This is a genomic window from Nitrincola lacisaponensis (genome assembly GCF_000691225.1).
Lineage (GTDB): Bacteria > Pseudomonadota > Gammaproteobacteria > Pseudomonadales > Balneatricaceae > Nitrincola > Nitrincola lacisaponensis.
The window spans coordinates 16,330-34,304 of the sequence record NZ_JMSZ01000010.1; the positions used below are offsets into that span (position 1 = coordinate 16,330).

The following is a 17,975-nucleotide window of genomic DNA, read 5'->3' on the forward strand; positions in this document are numbered from 1 at the left end:
TTCAGCTTTGATTAGGCGGGATCGCCGAGTTCGGCTTCCCGTGCTTCCAGGGTTTCCAGTTGCTCCATCCAGTCCAGCTCATGCTGCTCCAGTGACTGTTTCAGCTGGACCTGCTGCTGCAAGAGCTGCTTGAGCTGATCTTTTTGTTCAGGCAAGTAGAGGTCAGCATCGGCCAGTTGTTGTTCCAGTGCTGCGAGTTGCTGGCTGATGGCGGCCACTTGCTGTTCCAGCTTTTCGACGCGCTGGCGCAAGGGGCGTAATGCCGCACGCTGCTCAGCCTGAAGGCGTTTAAGTTCCTTGCGCTCGCTGGCATTCAGTGAACGCTCACTAGCCGGGCGTTCATCAGTTTGAAGGGAGCCAGCTTGCTGACGGCGGTACTGTCCCAGCCACAGTTGGTAATCATCCAGGTCTCCATCAAAGGGACGCACTTCACCGTCTGCGACCAGTAAAAAACTGTCGACCGTATTGCGTAGCAGGTGTCGGTCATGCGAGACCAGAATCAGTGTCCCCTCAAAGCCCTGTAATGCCAGCGTAAGCGCATGGCAGACTTCAAGGTCCAGGTGGTTGGTAGGCTCATCCATCAATAACAGGTTGGGGCGTTGCCAGGCAATCAGTGCGAGTGCGACCCGGGCCTTCTCGCCACCGGAGAAACGCTCTACCGGCGTCAGTGCCTTGTCACCTACAAAATCGAAACTGCCGAGGAAGTCCCGGATGGACTGGTCAGTTGCCTTGGGACTCAGTCGCTGCAGGTGCAGAAATGGAGAGGCTGCAGGATCCAGCGCTTCCAGCTGATGCTGTGCAAAGTAACCGATACGCAAATGCTCGCCACAGACGCGTTCTCCCGACAACGGCTGTAAATCACCGGTCAGGGTTTTGATCAGTGTTGATTTTCCTGCACCATTCGGGCCCAGGAGACCAATACGCTCGCCAGGAGTGAGTGTCAGGGACAGGGTGTTCAGGATTGAGGTGTTGGCATAGCCCAGCGCCGTATGTTGCAGTGACAGAAGGGGTGTTGATGTCTTGTCACTGTTCGGAAATATAAAACTGAACGGGCTGTCGATATGGGCGGGAGAGAGCTGTTCCATGCGCTCCAGCTCTTTCAGTCGACTTTGTGCCTGTTTGGCCTTGCTGGCTTTGGCGCGAAAACGGCGAACAAAATTCTCGATCTGATGAATGCGTTCCTGCTGTTTTTCATACGCCGCTTGCTGTTGTGACAGGCGCTCGGATTTGGCGCGCTCAAAGGCGGTGTAGTTGCCTTTGTAAAGGGTCAGCTGTTGTGCTGACATATGCACGACATGACCCACAACATTATCGAGAAAATCACGGTCATGGGAGATGAGTAACAGGGTGCCCTGATAGCTCTTTAACCACTGCTCCAGCCAGAGTGTCGCGTCCAGATCCAGGTGGTTGGTAGGTTCGTCCAGTAACAGAATGTCGGACCGGCACATCAGTGCCCGTGCAAGATTCAAACGAATACGCCAACCACCGGAAAAAGCAGCCACCGGTTTTTCTGCATCGCCGGGCTTGAACCCCAGCCCGTTCAGCAATTGATGAGCACGTGCTTCAGCACGGTAGCCATCAATACGTTCCAGTTCGGCATGCAGCTCGCCTGCGCGTGCCGGGTTGTGACTGGCTTCAGCCTCGGTCAGTTGTGCCTGGATTTCCCGCAGTTCCTGATCACCATCCAGCAGGAACGCCAATGCCACCTGTGAAGTAGCGGCCACTTCCTGTGCCATGTGCGACAGAATGGCAGATTCGGATAGCCGAAGCTCGCCGGTATCCGGTTGCAGCTGGCGCAGTAACAGCTGGAACAGGCTGGATTTGCCCACGCCATTGCTACCGATAATACCAACCTTCCAGCCAGGGTGCAGGGTCAGGTTGGCATGATCTAGTAGTCGGGTGGTGCCGCGTTGTATGCTAAGGTCAGTGATCTGAATCATGGCGGGATTTTAGCACAGAATGCAGTTGGACAATCCACTTTGGCACTATGCATCAGCGGTTTATATCAGCGCTGAGGTCGAGAGGCTCTGTTTACAGGCGCAGTCCTACGGCTTGCAGGTGAACAGCCTGTTATTATGTGGCTGGCTTACGCAGCAGCGACAGTGCTATCAGGCCGCAGCCTACCGCGATAATGATGCCGGTTGGCGTGCCTCGTTTCTGCTGCCGTTGCGCCAGTTGCGTTACCAGTTGCGCGAACAGGTGGCTTCCCGGCCGTTATTCTCGGCGTGTTATGCTGAACTTAAAAACGCCGAGCTGGAGATGGAGCGTGTGGACATCGCACTACTCTGGGAGGGGGCACAATCTGCCCCTGCTGCCGATCCGGCCAGCACTCCGCAAGTGTTGATGGAGCAAAATCTGCGTGCCTATGTGGATTCTCAGGGATTGCTGCATAAAAATGGTTGCTGGCTCTGTTGTCAGCAGTTGGGCAGAGTATTTTTGCAGTTGCCTGTCAGTTCATGATCGGTATCATGGTGCGGGGACTGAACTTTAGCGTTAAATGGTCGCCTAAGAATGACGCGTGACAGCCATATATTAATTGATAGGAAGCCTATATGAAGAAAATTGCACTGGCAGCGATGCTGGCCGGCAGTGTCGGTCTGGCTCAGGGTGTGCAGGCGCAAGCGCTGACCACAGATGAAGCCAAATTGAGCTATAGTCTGGGGGTTATGATTGGTGAAAATATCCTGATCCATGATTTCCAGACATTGGACACTGAAGCCTTTCGCCTTGGCATAGATACCGTCTATGGTAATCAGGATGCCTTGATGACGCCTGAAGAGATCATGGCAACCATGCAGGCGTTTCAGCAAAATCAGATGGAAGCACAGCGCGCTGCTTTTGCTGAACAGGCAGCTGAAAACCTGAGTAAAGGCGAAGCCTACCTGGCTGAAAATGCAGCCCGTTCCGGTGTGACGACTACGGATTCCGGTCTGCAGTACGAAGAGCTGGAAGCAGGCTCCGGTGCATCACCCAGTGCCGCAGATGTGGTCAAGGTACATTACCGGGGCCAGTTGATTGATGGCACTGAGTTCGATAGTTCCTATGCGCGCGGTGAGCCGGTTTCTTTCCCCCTAAGCGGTGTAATCCGTGGCTGGACCGAGGGGTTGCAGCTGATGAAAACCGGTGAGAAAGCGCGGCTGGTGATTCCTTCTGATCTGGCTTACGGCCCGAACGGAATGGGCAATGCCATAGGTCCAAATGAAACACTGGTGTTTGAGGTTGAGCTGATCGAGATCAACCCGGATATGAGCAACTGATTCAGAGTTGCTCGGTAGGTCAGCCCGATACTCTGGTGTCGGGCTGTTCCGCTTTAATTCAGCTCGTTCAGCAGGCCGTTTGAGCCGATGGCGAGTTTTCCACGGCTGGAAAAGCCAACCGCATAGACACCGGTTTGTACCGGCCCCATTCGACCGCGCTGCTCAACACGCCAGCTCTGCAGGTATTTACCTGTTTCAGTGTCCCACAACATGACCCGTCCAGAGGCTGTTCCTGTCAGGAGTTGACGTCCATCTGCTGAGAAGCGTGCTGCCAAATGGCTGAGCCTGCGGGTAATAAAGGATTCATCACCACTGAGAGAGTGGAGCAGCTCACCGCTGCGGGTATCCCAGAGTCGGGCGCTGCTCAGCGTAGCTGCGCTGAATGCCAACTGCCCATCCGGGCTTAAAGCAACTCGATTGACGATATTGTCAAAATGCTGCTCACTGATCAGGGTTTCAGTTTCCAGATCCCAAAAGCGGGCAATGTAGTCATCGGCACCCGTCAGCGCGAAACGGCCATCCTGGCTCAAGGCGACGCTACGTACCCGTGCAGGGTGGCGCAGTGTTCGGCGAATACCGCCGTTTTTAACGTCAAAGTAGACGGCTGTGTGGTTTGCCAGTCCCAGCAAGGCGAAGTCTCCCTGTGCAGACAGCGCCATGTCCAAAATTTCACCTGGGCTGCTCCAGAACCAGACAGGCTGGCCATTGTGGGTCTGCCAGAGTACCAGGTCGGTCGTGGTTGCTGTTACTGCAAAGTCACTGTCGGGTGAAAAAGCACTGGCCACCAGGTCGGAAAAGCCACCCTGTACATGGTTCCAATCATACAAACGCTCTCGGTCTTGCAGATCCCAGAGGTGACCGCCGAATTCAAAAGAGCCAATCATCGCAAAACGGCCATCCAGTGAAAGCGATGCACTATAGGCACCACCCGCCGTCAGCGGGTAGCTGTTTTCGGGATGTGTTGCAGAGTCACAGCCGCTGAGTAACAGCAGAGCCAGACTCAGCAGGATGACCTGACGTTTCATGCGATAGAATTCGCCTGTTCAGTGTGTGCTGTATGCAGTATTTCGATTAATTGATCTTCGATCGAAAAACGTTCTTCCAGCATTTCTCCCAGACGTGACAGTTGGTTGGAGAAGTCTCTCAGCTCCTGCAAAGTAGGCTGGCTGAAGCCCTGGCAGGTATCATTAAAGTCCAGTGCAAAGTCTGTTGTTGGCTGGATGCGAGGCAGCAGCTTTTGTGCCTGCTCGACACTGCCGTCCTGGAATTCATTGCCTTCGTTCAGCAACTGCTCGTAAACCTCAAAATGACCCGAGGAGATATAGTCAATCAGTAAGGAGCAGAAGGTATCCAGCCGGCTATTGAGTGGCTCGCCGACTTCTGTTTCTGGCAGACTGATAAAGCAGCTGATGAGTTGCTGACGCTGTTCCAGCCAGAGGTCGATGATTTGACTGACACCACCCCAGCGTTCCCGGGCGTTGCGACATTTTTCCAACATGGCTAAAGTTCTCCTTATCAGGCGGAATAGATGGCCGTACTTGTCAGGTCATGGGCTACCATGATAAACAGGTGCTGCATAAGCACCATAGTAATGCGAGACATGGCGTGCGGCAACCAAACCTATCTACTTAGTCCTAATAAATCCGGGGCTAATACGAAAGAGTTATTATTCTCACAGGAGATGAATGTGTTAACTAAACGAGTTCTGCTAATGCTGGTTCTGGTCGTGTTCCCACCCAGCTGGGTTCAGGCAGAAGAATACCTGAACTATATTGAACTGCAGTCGTTTGTGACCAATTTTGGTGAAGTGCAGACTGGACCGCTGCGTTTTATGAAAGCTGATGTCACTCTGCATTTAGCTCCGGGAGGCAGTCGAATCGATGTTGAAAAGCATAAGGCACATATTCGCAATGATCTGATTTTTTTGTTCAAGGCACAAAAAGAGGCAGACCTGGCGACTGTAGAGGCTCAGATGCTACTGGCACAGCGAGCGCTGCGTGTTGTACAGCAGGTGCTTGTCGATGAAACAGGTCATCCTCAGGTGGATGACCTGTTTTTCACCAGCCTGGTGATTCAGTAAGTATTCACTCAGGCCTGATTGTAGCGGGCCAGAAACGCATCGAAACTGAGCGTGTCAGCCGTCTCGATGCTGGCTTGTTCCAGAAGGGAGGTGTGTGCTTCGGTTAACAGGCGTGCTTTGAGTCCCGGTTCCAGGGGCTCCTGCATGAGTGTTTGACGGTGTTGCTGACTCAGATCCCTGATCCAGTGATGATAGCTGCCGCCGTGCTGGCGTAGCGCTTCCAGGACTTGAGCGGAAGGTGTCAGTTCAGGCGTGCGCAGCTTTTCCCGTTGCAAAGTGACGGCATGACTGTAGCGTTGGGTCTGATTGGCTTCATCCAGTACACTGGCTGTTCTGGCTATCTGCTCCAGGATATCCTGCCCCAGTTGTTCGCGTGATACTTCGCCTTGTGCGCTGAGCAGCGTCAGGTCTGGTTGCCGGCCCCGGTTGACAATACGCTGGTGGTTCTCAGCAATCAGATTACATTCGCGATCACTGAGCTCGGCATCATTGCAGAGCAGGCAAGTAACCAAGAAGGCATCCATGAATGATGCCTGTTCTGCACTGATGCCAATAGGCAGCAGCGGATTGATATCGGTATTACGGACTTCAATATACTGAACGCCACGGCTTAATAATGCCTGTACCGGCTTTTCACCTGACTCGGTCACCCGTTTGGGGCGGATGTCGCTGTAGTACTCGTTTTCTATCTGCAGAATGTTGCTGTTCAGCTGGCGGTATTCTCCCTGCACTTTGACGCCCAATCGCTCGTAGGCCGGGTGTGATGTGCGAATTGCACGTTGCAGTGAGTCGGTATAGCTGTCCAGGCGGTTATAGCAGATATTCAAAGAGGACTGAATGCGGTTGGAGTAACCCAGATCACTCATCCTTAAAGAGGTCGCCCAGGGCTGATAGAGGGTGTCTCTTGCCAGGGTTTCCAGGTTATGCGGTTGCTCGCCCATAAAGCTCTTGCAGAGCGCGGGTGATGCACCAAACAGATACAATAACAGCCAGCTGAAGCGACGGAAGTTACGAATCAGACGGAAATAACTCGCAGAGCGGAAATCCTGCATGCTGCCATGGTCGTTGCAAATCGCTTGATAGGCGGGCCAGAGTTGTTCCGGAAGAGAGAAGTTGTAGTGTATCCCGGCAATAGTTTGCATCATTTTGCCATAACGATGCTGTAAGCCTACACGGTAAATGTGTTTCAGGCGGCCGATATTGGAATCGCCATAATAGGCGATCGGAATTTCAGCTTCGCTTTGAATGTCACAGGGCATGCTGGCACACCAGATGAGCTCGTCCTGAAGGACCTCATAACTGAAGCGATGCAGGTCGCTCAGATGATTGAGCATATCTTCGGTGTTCTGAAATACTGGCGTAATAAACTCCAGCAAGGCTTCAGAATAATCTGTGGTGATTTCACTGTGCGTCAGTGCAGAACCCAGTCCTTTGGGGTGCGCACTTTGTGCCAGATGGCCGCTGGGTGTAACACGCAGCCCCTCTTTTTCCAGTCCGTGTTGCAGTTGAGTGAGTAGCTGAATGCTGCCATTACGCAGCAACTGGTTCAAATTGTGATCGAGGGAGGCTGGCAAGATTCAATTTCCTGTTGCTGCGATCATGTGTGCTGACCGGATATTATCGTTTTAAGACATTCATTATAAATCAACCCTGTCATCATGGGGGCGCCATACGCCTGTGACAAGGCTGGTCAGCTGCTTTTTTTCATCGTCAAGGCAATGCGTCGACGCTTGATGTCGACGTCCAGAACCCTGGTACTGACAATTTGTCCTGTGTGTACCAGTGTGTGCGGATCCTTGACAAAGTTGTCTGCCATTTGGGAAATGTGTACCAGTCCATCCTGATGTACGCCAAGGTCAATGAATGCACCAAAGTGGGTGATATTGGTCACGACCCCTTCCAGCTGCATGCCGGGTTTCAGATCCTCTATGGATTCAACGCGATCATCATAGGCGACGGAACGGAAAGCCGGGCGTGGGTCGCGTCCCGGTTTTTCCAGTTCCTGTAAAATATCTTTGAGTGTAAAACTGCCATGCTGACTGAGCCATTCGGGGCGAGTGGCTTTCAGTTTATCCGGCGATTGTAAAAGCTGAGCAATACTGAGTCCCCAGTAACCGGCAATTTCTCGTACCAGTGGGTAAGACTCAGGGTGGACTGCAGAGTTATCCAGAGGCTCCTTACCGTCACGAATGCGCAGAAAGCCTGCGCACTGCTCAAAAGCTTTGGGTCCCAGGCGAGGTACTTTCAGCAATTGGCGGCGATCCGTAAAGCGTCCCAGTTGCTCGCGAGTCTCTACAAGATTGGTTGCCAGGGTTGGGTTCAGGCCCGCCACTCGGGTAAGGAGTGCCTGAGATGCGGTATTCAGGTCGACACCGACGTGATTGACACAGTCCTCCACAACCGCGTCCAGTTTTGTGGACAAGGCCTTCTGATCCAGATCGTGTTGATATTGACCGACACCGATTGCACGCGGGTCGATTTTGACCAGTTCTGCCAGCGGGTCCTGCAGGCGTCGGGCAATGGATACTGCACCACGTAGTGTGACATCCAGTTGCGGAAACTCTTCAGCGGCCAGTGCTGATGCCGAGTAAACCGAAGCACCGGCTTCGCTGACCAGCATACAGGCAATCGCACTGAACTCAGGTTGACGCAGCAATGTCTGCACCCAGCGCAGCGTTTCACGCGAGGCTGTGCCATTGCCGATGGCGATCAGTGTCACCTGATGACGTTGCAGCAGTTTTGCCAGGCCTGCTGAGGCTGCTTCCTGCTGGCGCTGTGGTGGATGAGGGTACAGGGTTGCGGTATCCAGCAGCTTTCCGGTGGCGTCCACAACAGCTGCCTTGACCCCGGTACGCAGACCCGGATCCAGGCCCAGGGTAACATGCGCCCCTGCGGGAGCAGACAGCAGCAGATCACGCAGATTACGTGCAAACACATCAATAGCTGCCAGTTCAGCTTGCTGGCGCAACTGTCGCAGCAGCTCATTTTCCAGCATCGGCGCCAGTTTGTTTTTCCAGCACAATGCCAGCGTTTGCTGCAGCCAGCTGTGGCAGTGAGACAGGCGCAGCTTGTTGGCGGCTGCAATTGCGTCGACAGGCTGTAGTGGTGCCTGTTCTGCTAGGTTCAGTTTAAATGTCAGCTCTCCCGCTTCTTTGCCACGAAAAATGGCCAGTGCACGGTGAGAGGGTATGCGGGCCAGGGCTTCCGTATAATTGAAGTAATCGCGATACTTGCTGTCTGATGCGTCCTGGTCTTCCGTGGACTGCCTGCTTTTTGCCGCACAGACTTCCAGCAGGCCATGCTGCCAAAGCAGCTGTCTGAGCTGACCGATCAGATCCGGATGCTCGCTGAGCTGCTCCAGCAGAATATGCCGAGCGCCTTCCAGCGCTGTATCTGCCGAATCGATGCTTTGTTTCGGATTCACATAGGACTTGGCGAGCTGTTCTGCGGCCTTGCCGGGTTGCTGCACAATGGCGTCAGCCAGCCCAGAAAGCCCTGCTTCACGTGCCTCCTGCGCCTTGTTGCGGCGTTTGGGTTTGTAGGGTAAATACAGGTCTTCCAGACGCGCCTTGCTGTCCGCTTCACGTAGTGCCTTTTCCAGCTCCGGTGTCAGACGTTGCTGGCTTCGGATCTGCTCCAGAATGCTGTGACGCCGTTCTTCCAGCGCTGTGCAATACGCCAGCTGGTCAGCCAGATCACGCAGTTGGGTGTCATCCAGTCCACCGGTTGCCTCTTTGCGATAACGCGCAATAAAAGGAATGGTGGCCCCCTCGTCCAGCAGTTTCAGTGTGGCACTGACCTGAGACAGGGGGAGTTGCAGTCGGGCTGCCAGTTGAGGCGCAAGATTCATCGGTATCCTTAATAACGCGGTTTAGTTCACTTGCAGTATCTGCATTTGGTTGGTTTGTCCGTGAGAGCCAATCATGTTGCCACGGGTCAGTAGCACCAGATCTCCTTTGCGAATACGCTCATCTGCCAGCAAACCCGCCAGGATGGCTTCGTTGATGCGCTTTTCATCTACTGCGGTGACATCAAAAAATATCGGCTCTACACCTCGGTACAGTGCCATGCGGCGCAGCGTACGGCTGTTGCGTGTCAGAGCATAGATCGGCAGACCTGAGCGTATACGGGACATCCACAGCGGAGTTGATCCGGATTCAGTCAGACAGATAATTGCAGATACGCCACTGAGACTGTTGGCGGTATACATGGCTGAGCGCGCGATCGCCTGGTCAATACGTTCACAGGGGGTGTCGGGCGAAGTGGGTACCGGTGCCGAGAGCAGGTGCTTCTCTGCGCCCTGACAGATGCGGGTCATGGCTTGAACCACTTCAACCGGGTATTGACCGGCAGCGGTCTCGGCCGAGAGCATCACTGCATCGGTACCATCCAGAATAGCATTGGCAACATCAAAGACTTCTGCACGGGTTGGCATGGGGTTGGTGATCATGGTTTCCATCATCTGGGTTGCGGTAATCACCACCCGGTTCAGCTCGCGGGCTCTGCGGATCAGATGCTTTTGCACCCCGATCAGCTCAGCATCACCAATTTCGACACCCAGGTCGCCGCGGGCTACCATGACGCCATCAGAGGCCAGAATGATGGCATCCAGTGCTTCGGGTGTTGCAACCGTTTCGGCTCGTTCCACCTTGGCGATAATTTCTGCCCGACTGCCGCTGGCATCCAGCAGCTGGCGTGCTTCCAGCAGGTCTTCAGCTGAGCGGGGAAAAGAGACGGCGACATAGTCGAAGTCCAGTTCAGCCGCGACCTGAATGTCGAAGCGATCCTTGTCGGTCAGTGCCGCAGCGGAAAGCCCGCCTCCCATGCGGTTAATGCCCTTGTTGTTAGACAGGACTCCCGCAATAGTGACGCGGGTGTGTATCTGACTACCTTCAATCCGCTCGACCTGCAGCTGGATACGGCCATCATCCAGCAACAGAATATCGCCTTCGCTGCAATCCTGGGGTAGTTCCTTGTAATCAATGCCGACGCAGGATTGATTGCCTGCAGCCGGGTCCATTGCGGCGTCCAGAATAAACTGATCGCCTGTTGCCAGGGTAATCTGTTTGTCTGCAAAACGGGCAATGCGAATTTTTGGCCCCTGCAGGTCACCCAGTAACGCCACCGGAACACCGGTTTTGCGAGATGCTTCGCGTACCTGCTGAACGCGCTGGCGATGGTCAGCTGTGGTACCATGGGAAAAATTCAGCCTGAACATATTGACGCCTGCCTTGAGTAGCTGCTCTGGCAGTCCGGCGGGGTCTGTTGCAGGGCCGAGTGTTGCGACAATCTTGGTACGTTTAAGCATGTGCACTCCGGTTCTGTTCAGGTTTACTGGTATACTTTAGGCTGACATTATAGCGGTTCAATGTGACTGAACCTATGCAGTAGACGTGTAAAACCGGAATATCCATGAATCCATCCCCTCAAGTCTCCAAAACAGGCAAAGCCGCACGCATACTGATTTTTCTCAGTGTGTTGGCATTATTTGCGGTGCTGATGTTGCAGACAGCGGCCATCAGCCGCCATCAGGCCATCAGTGATCTGCAGCAGAAAACCGAGGCCGATCTTAATCGTTATATTATCACCGTGCAGCAAAAGCTGGATCGTTTCAAGGACCTGCCCAAACTCTTATCTACTCATCCCGATCTGTTAAGCATCCTGCCGCATCCGGATACCGAAGCCAACAAGCTGCGCCTGAATCAATTCCTGGAAGAGGTCAACGATATTATCGGTGCGTCGGATACTTATCTGATGAACCGTGAAGGCCTGACGGTGGCGGCCAGCAACTGGTCGATGGAACGCTCCTTCATTGGTGGAAATTTCAGCTTTCGACCCTACTTTATTGACGCGGTGGCGGGAGGTGCTGGCAGTTATTTTGCGTTGGGCACAACCTCGCATCAACGTGGTTATTTCTTCAGTTACCCGGTTTATAACCGTGATGAAGTGGCGGGCGTGATTGTGGTCAAAATCGACCTGAACGACGTTGAAGACCATTGGAATGATCCATTGCAGGATATCCTGGTGACCGATAATGACGATGTGATTTTTATCTCGACGCGCCCTGACTGGAAATTTCGTACGCTGACACCCCTGTCACCACAGGATCAGCGTCGGGTGAGAGACAGTTTGCGGTATGGTGATAATCCTCTGATTCCTCTGGATGTCAGTGCAAGGCAACCGCTGACAGAGAACACGGAACGAATTACCTTGCAGAAAGATCCGTCATTGGCACCGGCCGGTGATGGTCGACAGGTTCAGGACTATTTGTTGATGACCCAGTCACTGAAGGACACAGGGTTGAATGTGTCCATGCTGTCCAGCATGAAAGTCGTGGATCAGAAAGTGATTACGGCGATGGTGCAGGTGGCGTTCATCTATATCGCACTCTTGCTGCTGATACTGGTGCTGCGTGTGCGTTACCGTTTGAAATTGCAGCAACAAGAGTTCCAGCAGCGCGAACATAAGGCGCTGGAAGAGAGTGAAGCACGTATTCGGGCAATTATTGACCATACCCATGCGGGTCTGATTACACTCGATGAGTCCGGTACGGTACGGTACATGAATCCGACGGCTGAAAAACTGTTTGGCATGACTGCCGAGTCAATGCGCGGACAGTATCTCAGTCCGTTGTTTTCTGAAGCTGCCCGGGTGGTTTGCTGGCGCTATATCATGGAAGAGACCACGGATACAGCCGAGCTGACAACTGAAGCCGGTGCGTTGGGACATAACAACCAGGAGTTTCCTGTCGAACTGACGATTGGGCGTATGTCGGTTGCTGGTGAAAAGCTCTTTATGCTTACGATTCATGATATTACTGAGCGTAAGCTGTATGAGCAAAAGTTGCGGGATGCAACTGAAGCACTGGAGTTCCGGGTACAGGAGCGCACCAAGGATCTGGTACAAACCAATGCCCGCCTGGTAGAAGAGATGACACAGCATCGTAATACCCAGAATGAATTGATACAAACGGCCAAGCTGGCGGTGTTGGGGCAGTTGTCGGCGGGGATCAATCATGAGCTGAACCAGCCCCTCACTGCCATACGCAACTATGCAGATAATGCACTGGCGTTTTTGCGACGTGATCAGTTGGAGACGGTGAGTCAGAACCTTCAGGAAATCGGTGGCCTGACTGATCGCATGGCAAAAATTATCCATCCGCTGAAGGAGTTTTCGCGCAAGAGTACCAATTGTATCGAACCCGTTTCTCTGCGACAGATACGTGATGGTGTGATGTCGGTGATGTATGGGCGTTTTGAAAAAGAGCAGGTAACCGTACGCTGGCCAGATGCCGTCGAGACGATCTGGGTGATGGCAGACCGCCTGCGACTGGAGCAGGTATTCGTCAACCTGCTGACCAACGCCATGCAGGCGGTTGCCGGGCAGGCCGGTAAGCAAATCTGTGTTGAAGCTGAGGATGTTGCCGGTTATACCGAGATCCGTGTCAGAGATAACGGCCCCGGTGTGCGTGACCCTGAACGTGTGTTTGAGCCTTTTTACACGACTAAAAGTTCAGGGCAGGGGATTGGTCTGGGCTTGCCGATTTCTCAGCGTATTATTGAATCATTTTATGGTGAGCTTCGGGTCCGTAATCATGCGGAGGGCGGTGCCGAGTTTTTAGTGCGCTTGCCGACGGCGTTACAACAGTCATCTGGTGCGATAGCAACACTGGACGTTAAAAGCTGAATTTCTGAGTGGATGAGAGAGTGGCTATGAAGGGTGATCAGGACGGCTGTCCGGTACTGTTGATTGATGATGAGAAACACATCCGTCTGGCTGCCGGACAAACGCTGGAGCTGGCGGGTTATGATGTCCGCCTGATGGACAGTGCTGAGGGTGTGTTGCCGGTCATGGATGATGTCTGGCCAGGTGTTGTTATTACAGACATCAATATGCCCGGTATGGATGGATTGGAGCTGATGCGAGCCATTCACGCCAAAGACCCGGATCTGCCAGTGATTCTGATCACTGGTCATGGGGACATCTCCATGGCCGTGAATGCCATCCGTCAAGGCGCTTATGACTTCATTGAGAAGCCTTTCGCCTCTGAGTTGTTACTGGATGTGGTGCGGCGTGCATTGGATAAGCGCCGCTTGACCCTGGAAAACCGGCAACTGCGTATTGAGCTTGAAGCCCAGTCAGCGCCTGGCCCCAAAATTATCGGCAAATCTCCCCAGATACAGCAGTTGCGCCGGTTAATGGCGGCCATTGCAGATACGGCTGCAGATATCCTGGTGATGGCTGAAACGGGTTGTGGCAAAGATCTGCTGGCGCGTTTTATTCATGAGCACAGCCGGCGTCGTGACAAGAACTTTGTTGCTATCAATTGTGGCGCTGTACCCGAAACACTGATCGAAAGTGAATTGTTTGGTCATGAGGCTGGTGCTTTTACTGATGCACGTAACAAGCGTATCGGAAAGTTTGAATATGCCAATGGTGGTACGCTGTTTCTGGATGAAATTGAAAGCATGCCCATGTCGTTGCAGATCCGCCTGCTGCGTGTGCTGGAAGAACGCAGTATTGAGCGTTTGGGCTCCAATCAGACGATTGATCTGGATATGCGAGTGATTGCAGCCACCAAGGTTGATCTGCTGGCTCTGTGTGAGCAGGGGCGTTTCCGTGAGGATCTGTACTACCGTCTCAATGTGCTACGGGTGGATATCCCCCCTTTGCGTGAGCGGCGTGAAGACATACCCTTGTTGTTCCAGCATTTTGCACTGGTGGCTTCCAATCAATATGGTCGTGAAGTCCTGCAGTTGCCAGCAGAGCGTATGCACAGCCTGATGCTGCATGACTGGCCGGGTAATGTGCGTGAGTTACGCAATCTGGCAGAGCGTTATGTCCTGTTGGGTGAAAGTTGCACCTTTGATTTTGATAACCGCCCCATCACGTTGGATGTGCCCGGTCAAGGGATGACGCTGCCAGAGCAGGTGGAGCGCTTCGAAAAGATGCTGATTCACACCGAGCTGGGTCGGCATGGTGGCTCAATCAAGGATACGCTGGAGTCGCTGGGCTTGCCGCGTAAAACGCTGTACGACAAGATGCGTAAATACGGACTCGACAAGAGTCATTACAAGTAATTTGTATTGCCGTAAAACAGACAGGCCAGCAATGCTGGCCTGTCTGTTTGGTTGCATAGGCTGGCGTTAAAGTTTGAAGCGCGTCAGCATGCTCTCCAGTTCTTGTGCCAGGCTGGTCAGCTCGCTGGATACCTGGCTAAGATGACGTGCATGTTCCGAGCTGTCTTCCGAGCTGTCATTGATTGCCAGGATGTTGCGCTCAATACTGCTCGCCATATCGCTCTGCTCACGTATGGCGCCTGCCACTTCATGATTCATATCGTTAATACGACGGATTTCTGCGGCAATAGTGTTCAGGGCATTAGAGGTATTTTGTACCTGCTCGACGCCTTCTCCGGCACTGTTGAGAGAGCTTTGCATCACCTGCACGGCATTTTTCGCATCCAGCTGCAGGCCGTCGATGATTTTGTTGATCTCTTCCGTTGAGGCCTGGGTCCGGCTTGCCAGCGTGCGAACTTCATCGGCCACTACCGCAAATCCACGACCCTGTTCGCCAGCCCTTGCCGCCTCAATCGCTGCATTCAACGCCAGCAGGTTGGTCTGCTCAGCAATGTTCTTGATGACCTCCAGAACAGTACCAACATTTTGCGCCTGATCATCCAGCTTCTGGATGACGCCGGTTGCCTCATCAATGTCTTTACGCAGGGTCTGGATTGCCTGAATGGCCTGAGCGGTAATGCGTGTGCCCTGGTCGCTTTCTTTAAGTGCCAGATCAGACGCTTCGACAGTTTGAGTAGAACTGCTGGATACGCTGCGGGTTGAGGCTTCCATCTGCTCAATTGCGGAGGCAACCGAACGGGTCTGATCCTGCTGATGCAAAACGGCTTCTGTGGTTTTGTTGGCAATGTCGTTGATGCGTGTGCTGGAGCCTGACAGCTTCAGCACCGTGCTGCTGACCTGTTTCAGGCTGCGATGCATGTTTTCCAGCAGCGAGTTCATTGCGATCGACATTTTGCCGATTTCATCATCGGAGGTAACGGGTACACGCAGATTGAAATTATGATCTTTTTCAATTTCGTGCAGGGTGTTGGCAAACTGATTGACCGGGCGGATAACTACGCGATTGAGAATGAAGCCAATCGCCAGAATGCCCACGATGAACAATGCCAGTTCCACCAGTGCGACATTAATCATGTTGGCACGAATGGTCTGGTTCATCTTGTCCAGCGAGTAGGTAACACGAACGGCACCAATGACCGTGCCCTCCGGATGCTGATGACACAGCATACAGTTAGTGCCTTTGTAGTCCGGAATCGCTTTCATCGGCAAGAGTACGGTCAGGCGGTGTCCATTGTTGTCACGGATCTCTTCCACAACGCGTTCACCACGCATTGCACGACGGTCCAGATCATCCCGCACCACCGAGTCTTCAGCACCAGGGCCGTAGACAGCATTGAGCTCGGGGCTTCGCAGAATCCGTGCTTCAACAATCGATTCATTGCTCAGGACGCGTTGTTGCAACTCTTTGCGATTTCCCATGGCGCCACTCAGCATCAGGATATTGATACTGTCGAAATAGGAATCCGCGGCGTCAATCGTCGTCGTTCTGGCGACATCTGCGACCAGTGAGGTTTCACTGCGATAAATGACCGTAAGGGAGCTGATCAATACCACCATGAATACGATCAGCAGTGAGGCATTAACTTTGGTTTTTATTGACATGTAGACCGGGTCCGTAGCAAGCGTGTGTCATTGTATTTGTAGTGTGTTTTGTAATTGACTTCAAGAATACCCTAAAGCAGCGCAGCTGTAACCTTTCTTTGTATGTGGGATACATTAGTTTGTTTGAATTTTGGATTGGCGGATTTCCACCCCTTGTCTTGATGCTGATGGGCGGAAGTTCGCTGAAAATGTGCTGTCGATCCTCGCTGATAATAATTAAGCATATGTTTAATATACAATTCTATTGGTTGGCATAAGGTTTGCTTATTGAGATCCAGCTGTCCGTACTGGTAACTCTGTCAAATAGAGCTAGAGTTAAGCTGTATATGAGTTGTGATCTCTACGGACCGGAATTGAATGGAACAGGTGAAATGAATGGCCAACTATAAAACGCTCCTCTTTGCGACAGACTTTTCAGAAGGTGCTGAAAAGGCTGTGGACCATGCCCGTACTTTAGCCAAGATGACTGGCGCACGATTACATCTGTTGCATGTGATCACTGAGCTGTCAGACAAACGCCGCAAGCGTGTGCCTGCAGATGTCATCGATACGTTTATTCGCGAAGTGACACGTCAGGCGCGTGAAGACATGGATCATTTTTGCCAGCAGCATTTTTCGGATGCTGTAGAGCAGGGGGTTGAAGTGACCCAGAAAGTTGAAGTCGGTGCAGGCTATGAGGATATTCTGGCGGAAGCGTCACGGATACAGGCTGATCTGATCATTATGGGTACGCATGGCCGTACCGGTATCGAAAAGGTGCTGGTGGGATCGACGGCTGAGCGTGTCGTGCGTAACTCAATTATTCCAGTGCTGACGGTCAGATCCTGATCCGTCCGCTGAAATACCGTGCAAACTAACAATGACAACAAAGCAATAAAATCAGGAGAACTACAATAATGCGTATTCTATCTAAACAAGCCCTCGTTGCTGGTTGCCTTGGTCTTGCCATGGCCGCTGGAGCTGTTCATGCAGCTGAAGATCGCAGTGACTGGCCTCGCAGCATTACCGTGGGTACGGCGAGTCAGGGTGGTGTGTACTATGTGTATGGCGCGGGCTGGGCAAACCTGGTTGGTGAAGCTCTGGGTATCTCTGCCGGTGCTGAAGTGACCGGTGGTCCGGTACAGAACGCGACGCTGGTACAGATGGGTGAGCATGCGTTTGGTATGGTGACGACAGGTCCATTGGTTGCTGCTTTGCAAGGCAAGAGTGAGCTGGCACCTGGCATGGCGCATGACGATGTCCGCGCAGTGTTCCCGATGTATCAGACAACGTTGCAGATTATTGCCCTGAAAAGTTCTGGTATTAACTCTGTTGAAGATCTGGCAGGAAAAACTATCGGTGTAGGCCCTGCGGGCGGTACAGCTGATATGTATCACCCTCAGTTGCTGGAAAAGCTGGGTATCAATGTACGTACCCGTAATGGTGGTGCTGCAGATCAGGCAGGTCAGTTGCAGGACGGTCTGATTGATGCTTTCGCGTTTGCAGCCGGTATGCCGATCTCGGCATTCAGCCAGCTGGAAGCCCAGGCAGATGTCAATATTTTCTCTTATGAGCCGCATCACTTTGAGAAAATCTCCGAGAGCTTCCCTGAGCTGAGTCAGGCAACCATTCCGACAACTGTTTACTCATCCATGTCTGAAGATCGTTCTGCGATCTCTCTGTGGAACCTGGCGATCACGCACAAAGATATGCCTGAGTCCCTGGTATATGGTGTGACCAAGACGGTAATGGAAAACAACGACCGTATGATGCAGATCCACTCTGCTTCATCTGAAACCATTCCTGAGAACTACAAGTACAACACCATCGTGCCTTGGCATGCAGGTGCAGCACGCTGGTTCGAAGAGAACGGCTATGAAATTCCTGAGAACATGAAAGACTGATTGTCGTTCCGGA

General features: G+C 52.8%; 14 protein-coding genes. 7 read left to right on the forward strand and 7 right to left on the reverse strand.

Features of this window, described 5'->3' with window-relative positions; genetic code table 11:
* Positions 1-11 precede the first annotated feature (11 nt).
* Positions 12-1,940 (reverse strand): ATP-binding cassette domain-containing protein, encoded by a 1,929-nt coding sequence (locus ADINL_RS01840; protein WP_036543297.1) that lies wholly within the window; start codon positions 1,938-1,940, stop codon positions 12-14.
* 19 nt (positions 1,941-1,959) lie between these two features.
* Here ADINL_RS01840 and ADINL_RS01845 point away from each other — a divergent pair, with 19 nt between their 5' ends.
* Both ADINL_RS01845 and ADINL_RS01850 read left to right on the forward strand, forming a co-directional pair.
* Positions 1,960-2,460, forward strand: a complete 501-nt coding sequence (locus ADINL_RS01845) for a TIGR02444 family protein (protein WP_036543300.1) — start codon at positions 1,960-1,962, stop codon at positions 2,458-2,460.
* A 92-nt stretch (positions 2,461-2,552) separates the two neighbouring features.
* Positions 2,553-3,257, forward strand: coding sequence for a BamJ family beta-barrel-assembly machinery protein (locus ADINL_RS01850; protein ID WP_036543302.1), 705 nt, complete (start codon positions 2,553-2,555; stop codon positions 3,255-3,257).
* A 53-nt stretch (positions 3,258-3,310) separates the two neighbouring features.
* Here the strand turns inward: ADINL_RS01850 and ADINL_RS01855 are convergent, their stop codons facing one another.
* Positions 3,311-4,282 (reverse strand): WD40 repeat domain-containing protein, encoded by a 972-nt coding sequence (locus tag ADINL_RS01855; protein ID WP_036543306.1) that lies wholly within the window; start codon positions 4,280-4,282, stop codon positions 3,311-3,313.
* Complete coding sequence (locus tag ADINL_RS01860) at positions 4,279-4,755, reverse strand: Rsd/AlgQ family anti-sigma factor (RefSeq protein WP_036543310.1); 477 nt, start codon at positions 4,753-4,755, stop codon at positions 4,279-4,281. The genes ADINL_RS01855 and ADINL_RS01860 overlap by 4 nt, the downstream gene beginning before the upstream one ends.
* Before the next feature lie 183 nt (positions 4,756-4,938).
* Between ADINL_RS01860 and ADINL_RS01865 the strand changes: the two genes are divergently transcribed.
* Positions 4,939-5,337 carry a flagellar basal body-associated FliL family protein gene (locus ADINL_RS01865; RefSeq protein WP_036543312.1) on the forward strand — a complete coding sequence of 133 codons (399 nt, stop codon included), beginning with the start codon at positions 4,939-4,941 and terminating at the stop codon, positions 5,335-5,337.
* An 8-nt stretch (positions 5,338-5,345) separates the two neighbouring features.
* Here ADINL_RS01865 and gshA read toward each other — a convergent pair whose 3' ends face one another.
* The 3 genes from gshA to pyk form a co-directional block, all read right to left on the reverse strand.
* Positions 5,346-6,911 (reverse strand): glutamate--cysteine ligase, encoded by a 1,566-nt coding sequence (gene gshA / locus ADINL_RS01870; protein WP_036543314.1) that lies wholly within the window; start codon positions 6,909-6,911, stop codon positions 5,346-5,348.
* Positions 6,912-7,027: 116 nt separating this feature from the next.
* Positions 7,028-9,187 (reverse strand): Tex family protein, encoded by a 2,160-nt coding sequence (locus tag ADINL_RS01875; RefSeq protein ID WP_051632478.1) that lies wholly within the window; start codon positions 9,185-9,187, stop codon positions 7,028-7,030.
* Between the two features lie 21 nt (positions 9,188-9,208).
* Positions 9,209-10,645, reverse strand: coding sequence for a pyruvate kinase (pyk, locus tag ADINL_RS01880; RefSeq protein WP_036543316.1), 1,437 nt, complete (start codon positions 10,643-10,645; stop codon positions 9,209-9,211).
* Between the two features lie 104 nt (positions 10,646-10,749).
* Between pyk and ADINL_RS01885 the strand changes: the two genes are divergently transcribed.
* Together ADINL_RS01885 and ADINL_RS01890 are read left to right on the forward strand one after the other, a co-directional pair.
* Positions 10,750-13,023 (forward strand): PAS domain S-box protein, encoded by a 2,274-nt coding sequence (locus tag ADINL_RS01885; protein WP_051632479.1) that lies wholly within the window; start codon positions 10,750-10,752, stop codon positions 13,021-13,023.
* A 26-nt stretch (positions 13,024-13,049) separates the two neighbouring features.
* Entirely contained in the window at positions 13,050-14,417 is a 1,368-nt protein-coding gene (locus ADINL_RS01890) for a sigma-54-dependent transcriptional regulator (protein ID WP_036543318.1), read from the forward strand.
* Between the two features lie 66 nt (positions 14,418-14,483).
* Here ADINL_RS01890 and ADINL_RS01895 read toward each other — a convergent pair whose 3' ends face one another.
* Positions 14,484-16,079: a methyl-accepting chemotaxis protein gene (locus ADINL_RS01895; RefSeq protein WP_036543320.1), complete on the reverse strand. Its 1,596-nt coding sequence runs from the start codon at positions 16,077-16,079 to the stop codon at positions 14,484-14,486.
* A 375-nt stretch (positions 16,080-16,454) separates the two neighbouring features.
* On the opposite strand from ADINL_RS01895, the gene ADINL_RS01900 reads away from it, so the two are divergent.
* Positions 16,455-16,907: a universal stress protein gene (locus ADINL_RS01900; RefSeq protein ID WP_036543322.1), complete on the forward strand. Its 453-nt coding sequence runs from the start codon at positions 16,455-16,457 to the stop codon at positions 16,905-16,907.
* A 68-nt stretch (positions 16,908-16,975) separates the two neighbouring features.
* Positions 16,976-17,962, forward strand: coding sequence for a TAXI family TRAP transporter solute-binding subunit (locus ADINL_RS01905; RefSeq protein ID WP_036543324.1), 987 nt, complete (start codon positions 16,976-16,978; stop codon positions 17,960-17,962).
* Positions 17,963-17,975: the final 13 nt, after the last annotated feature.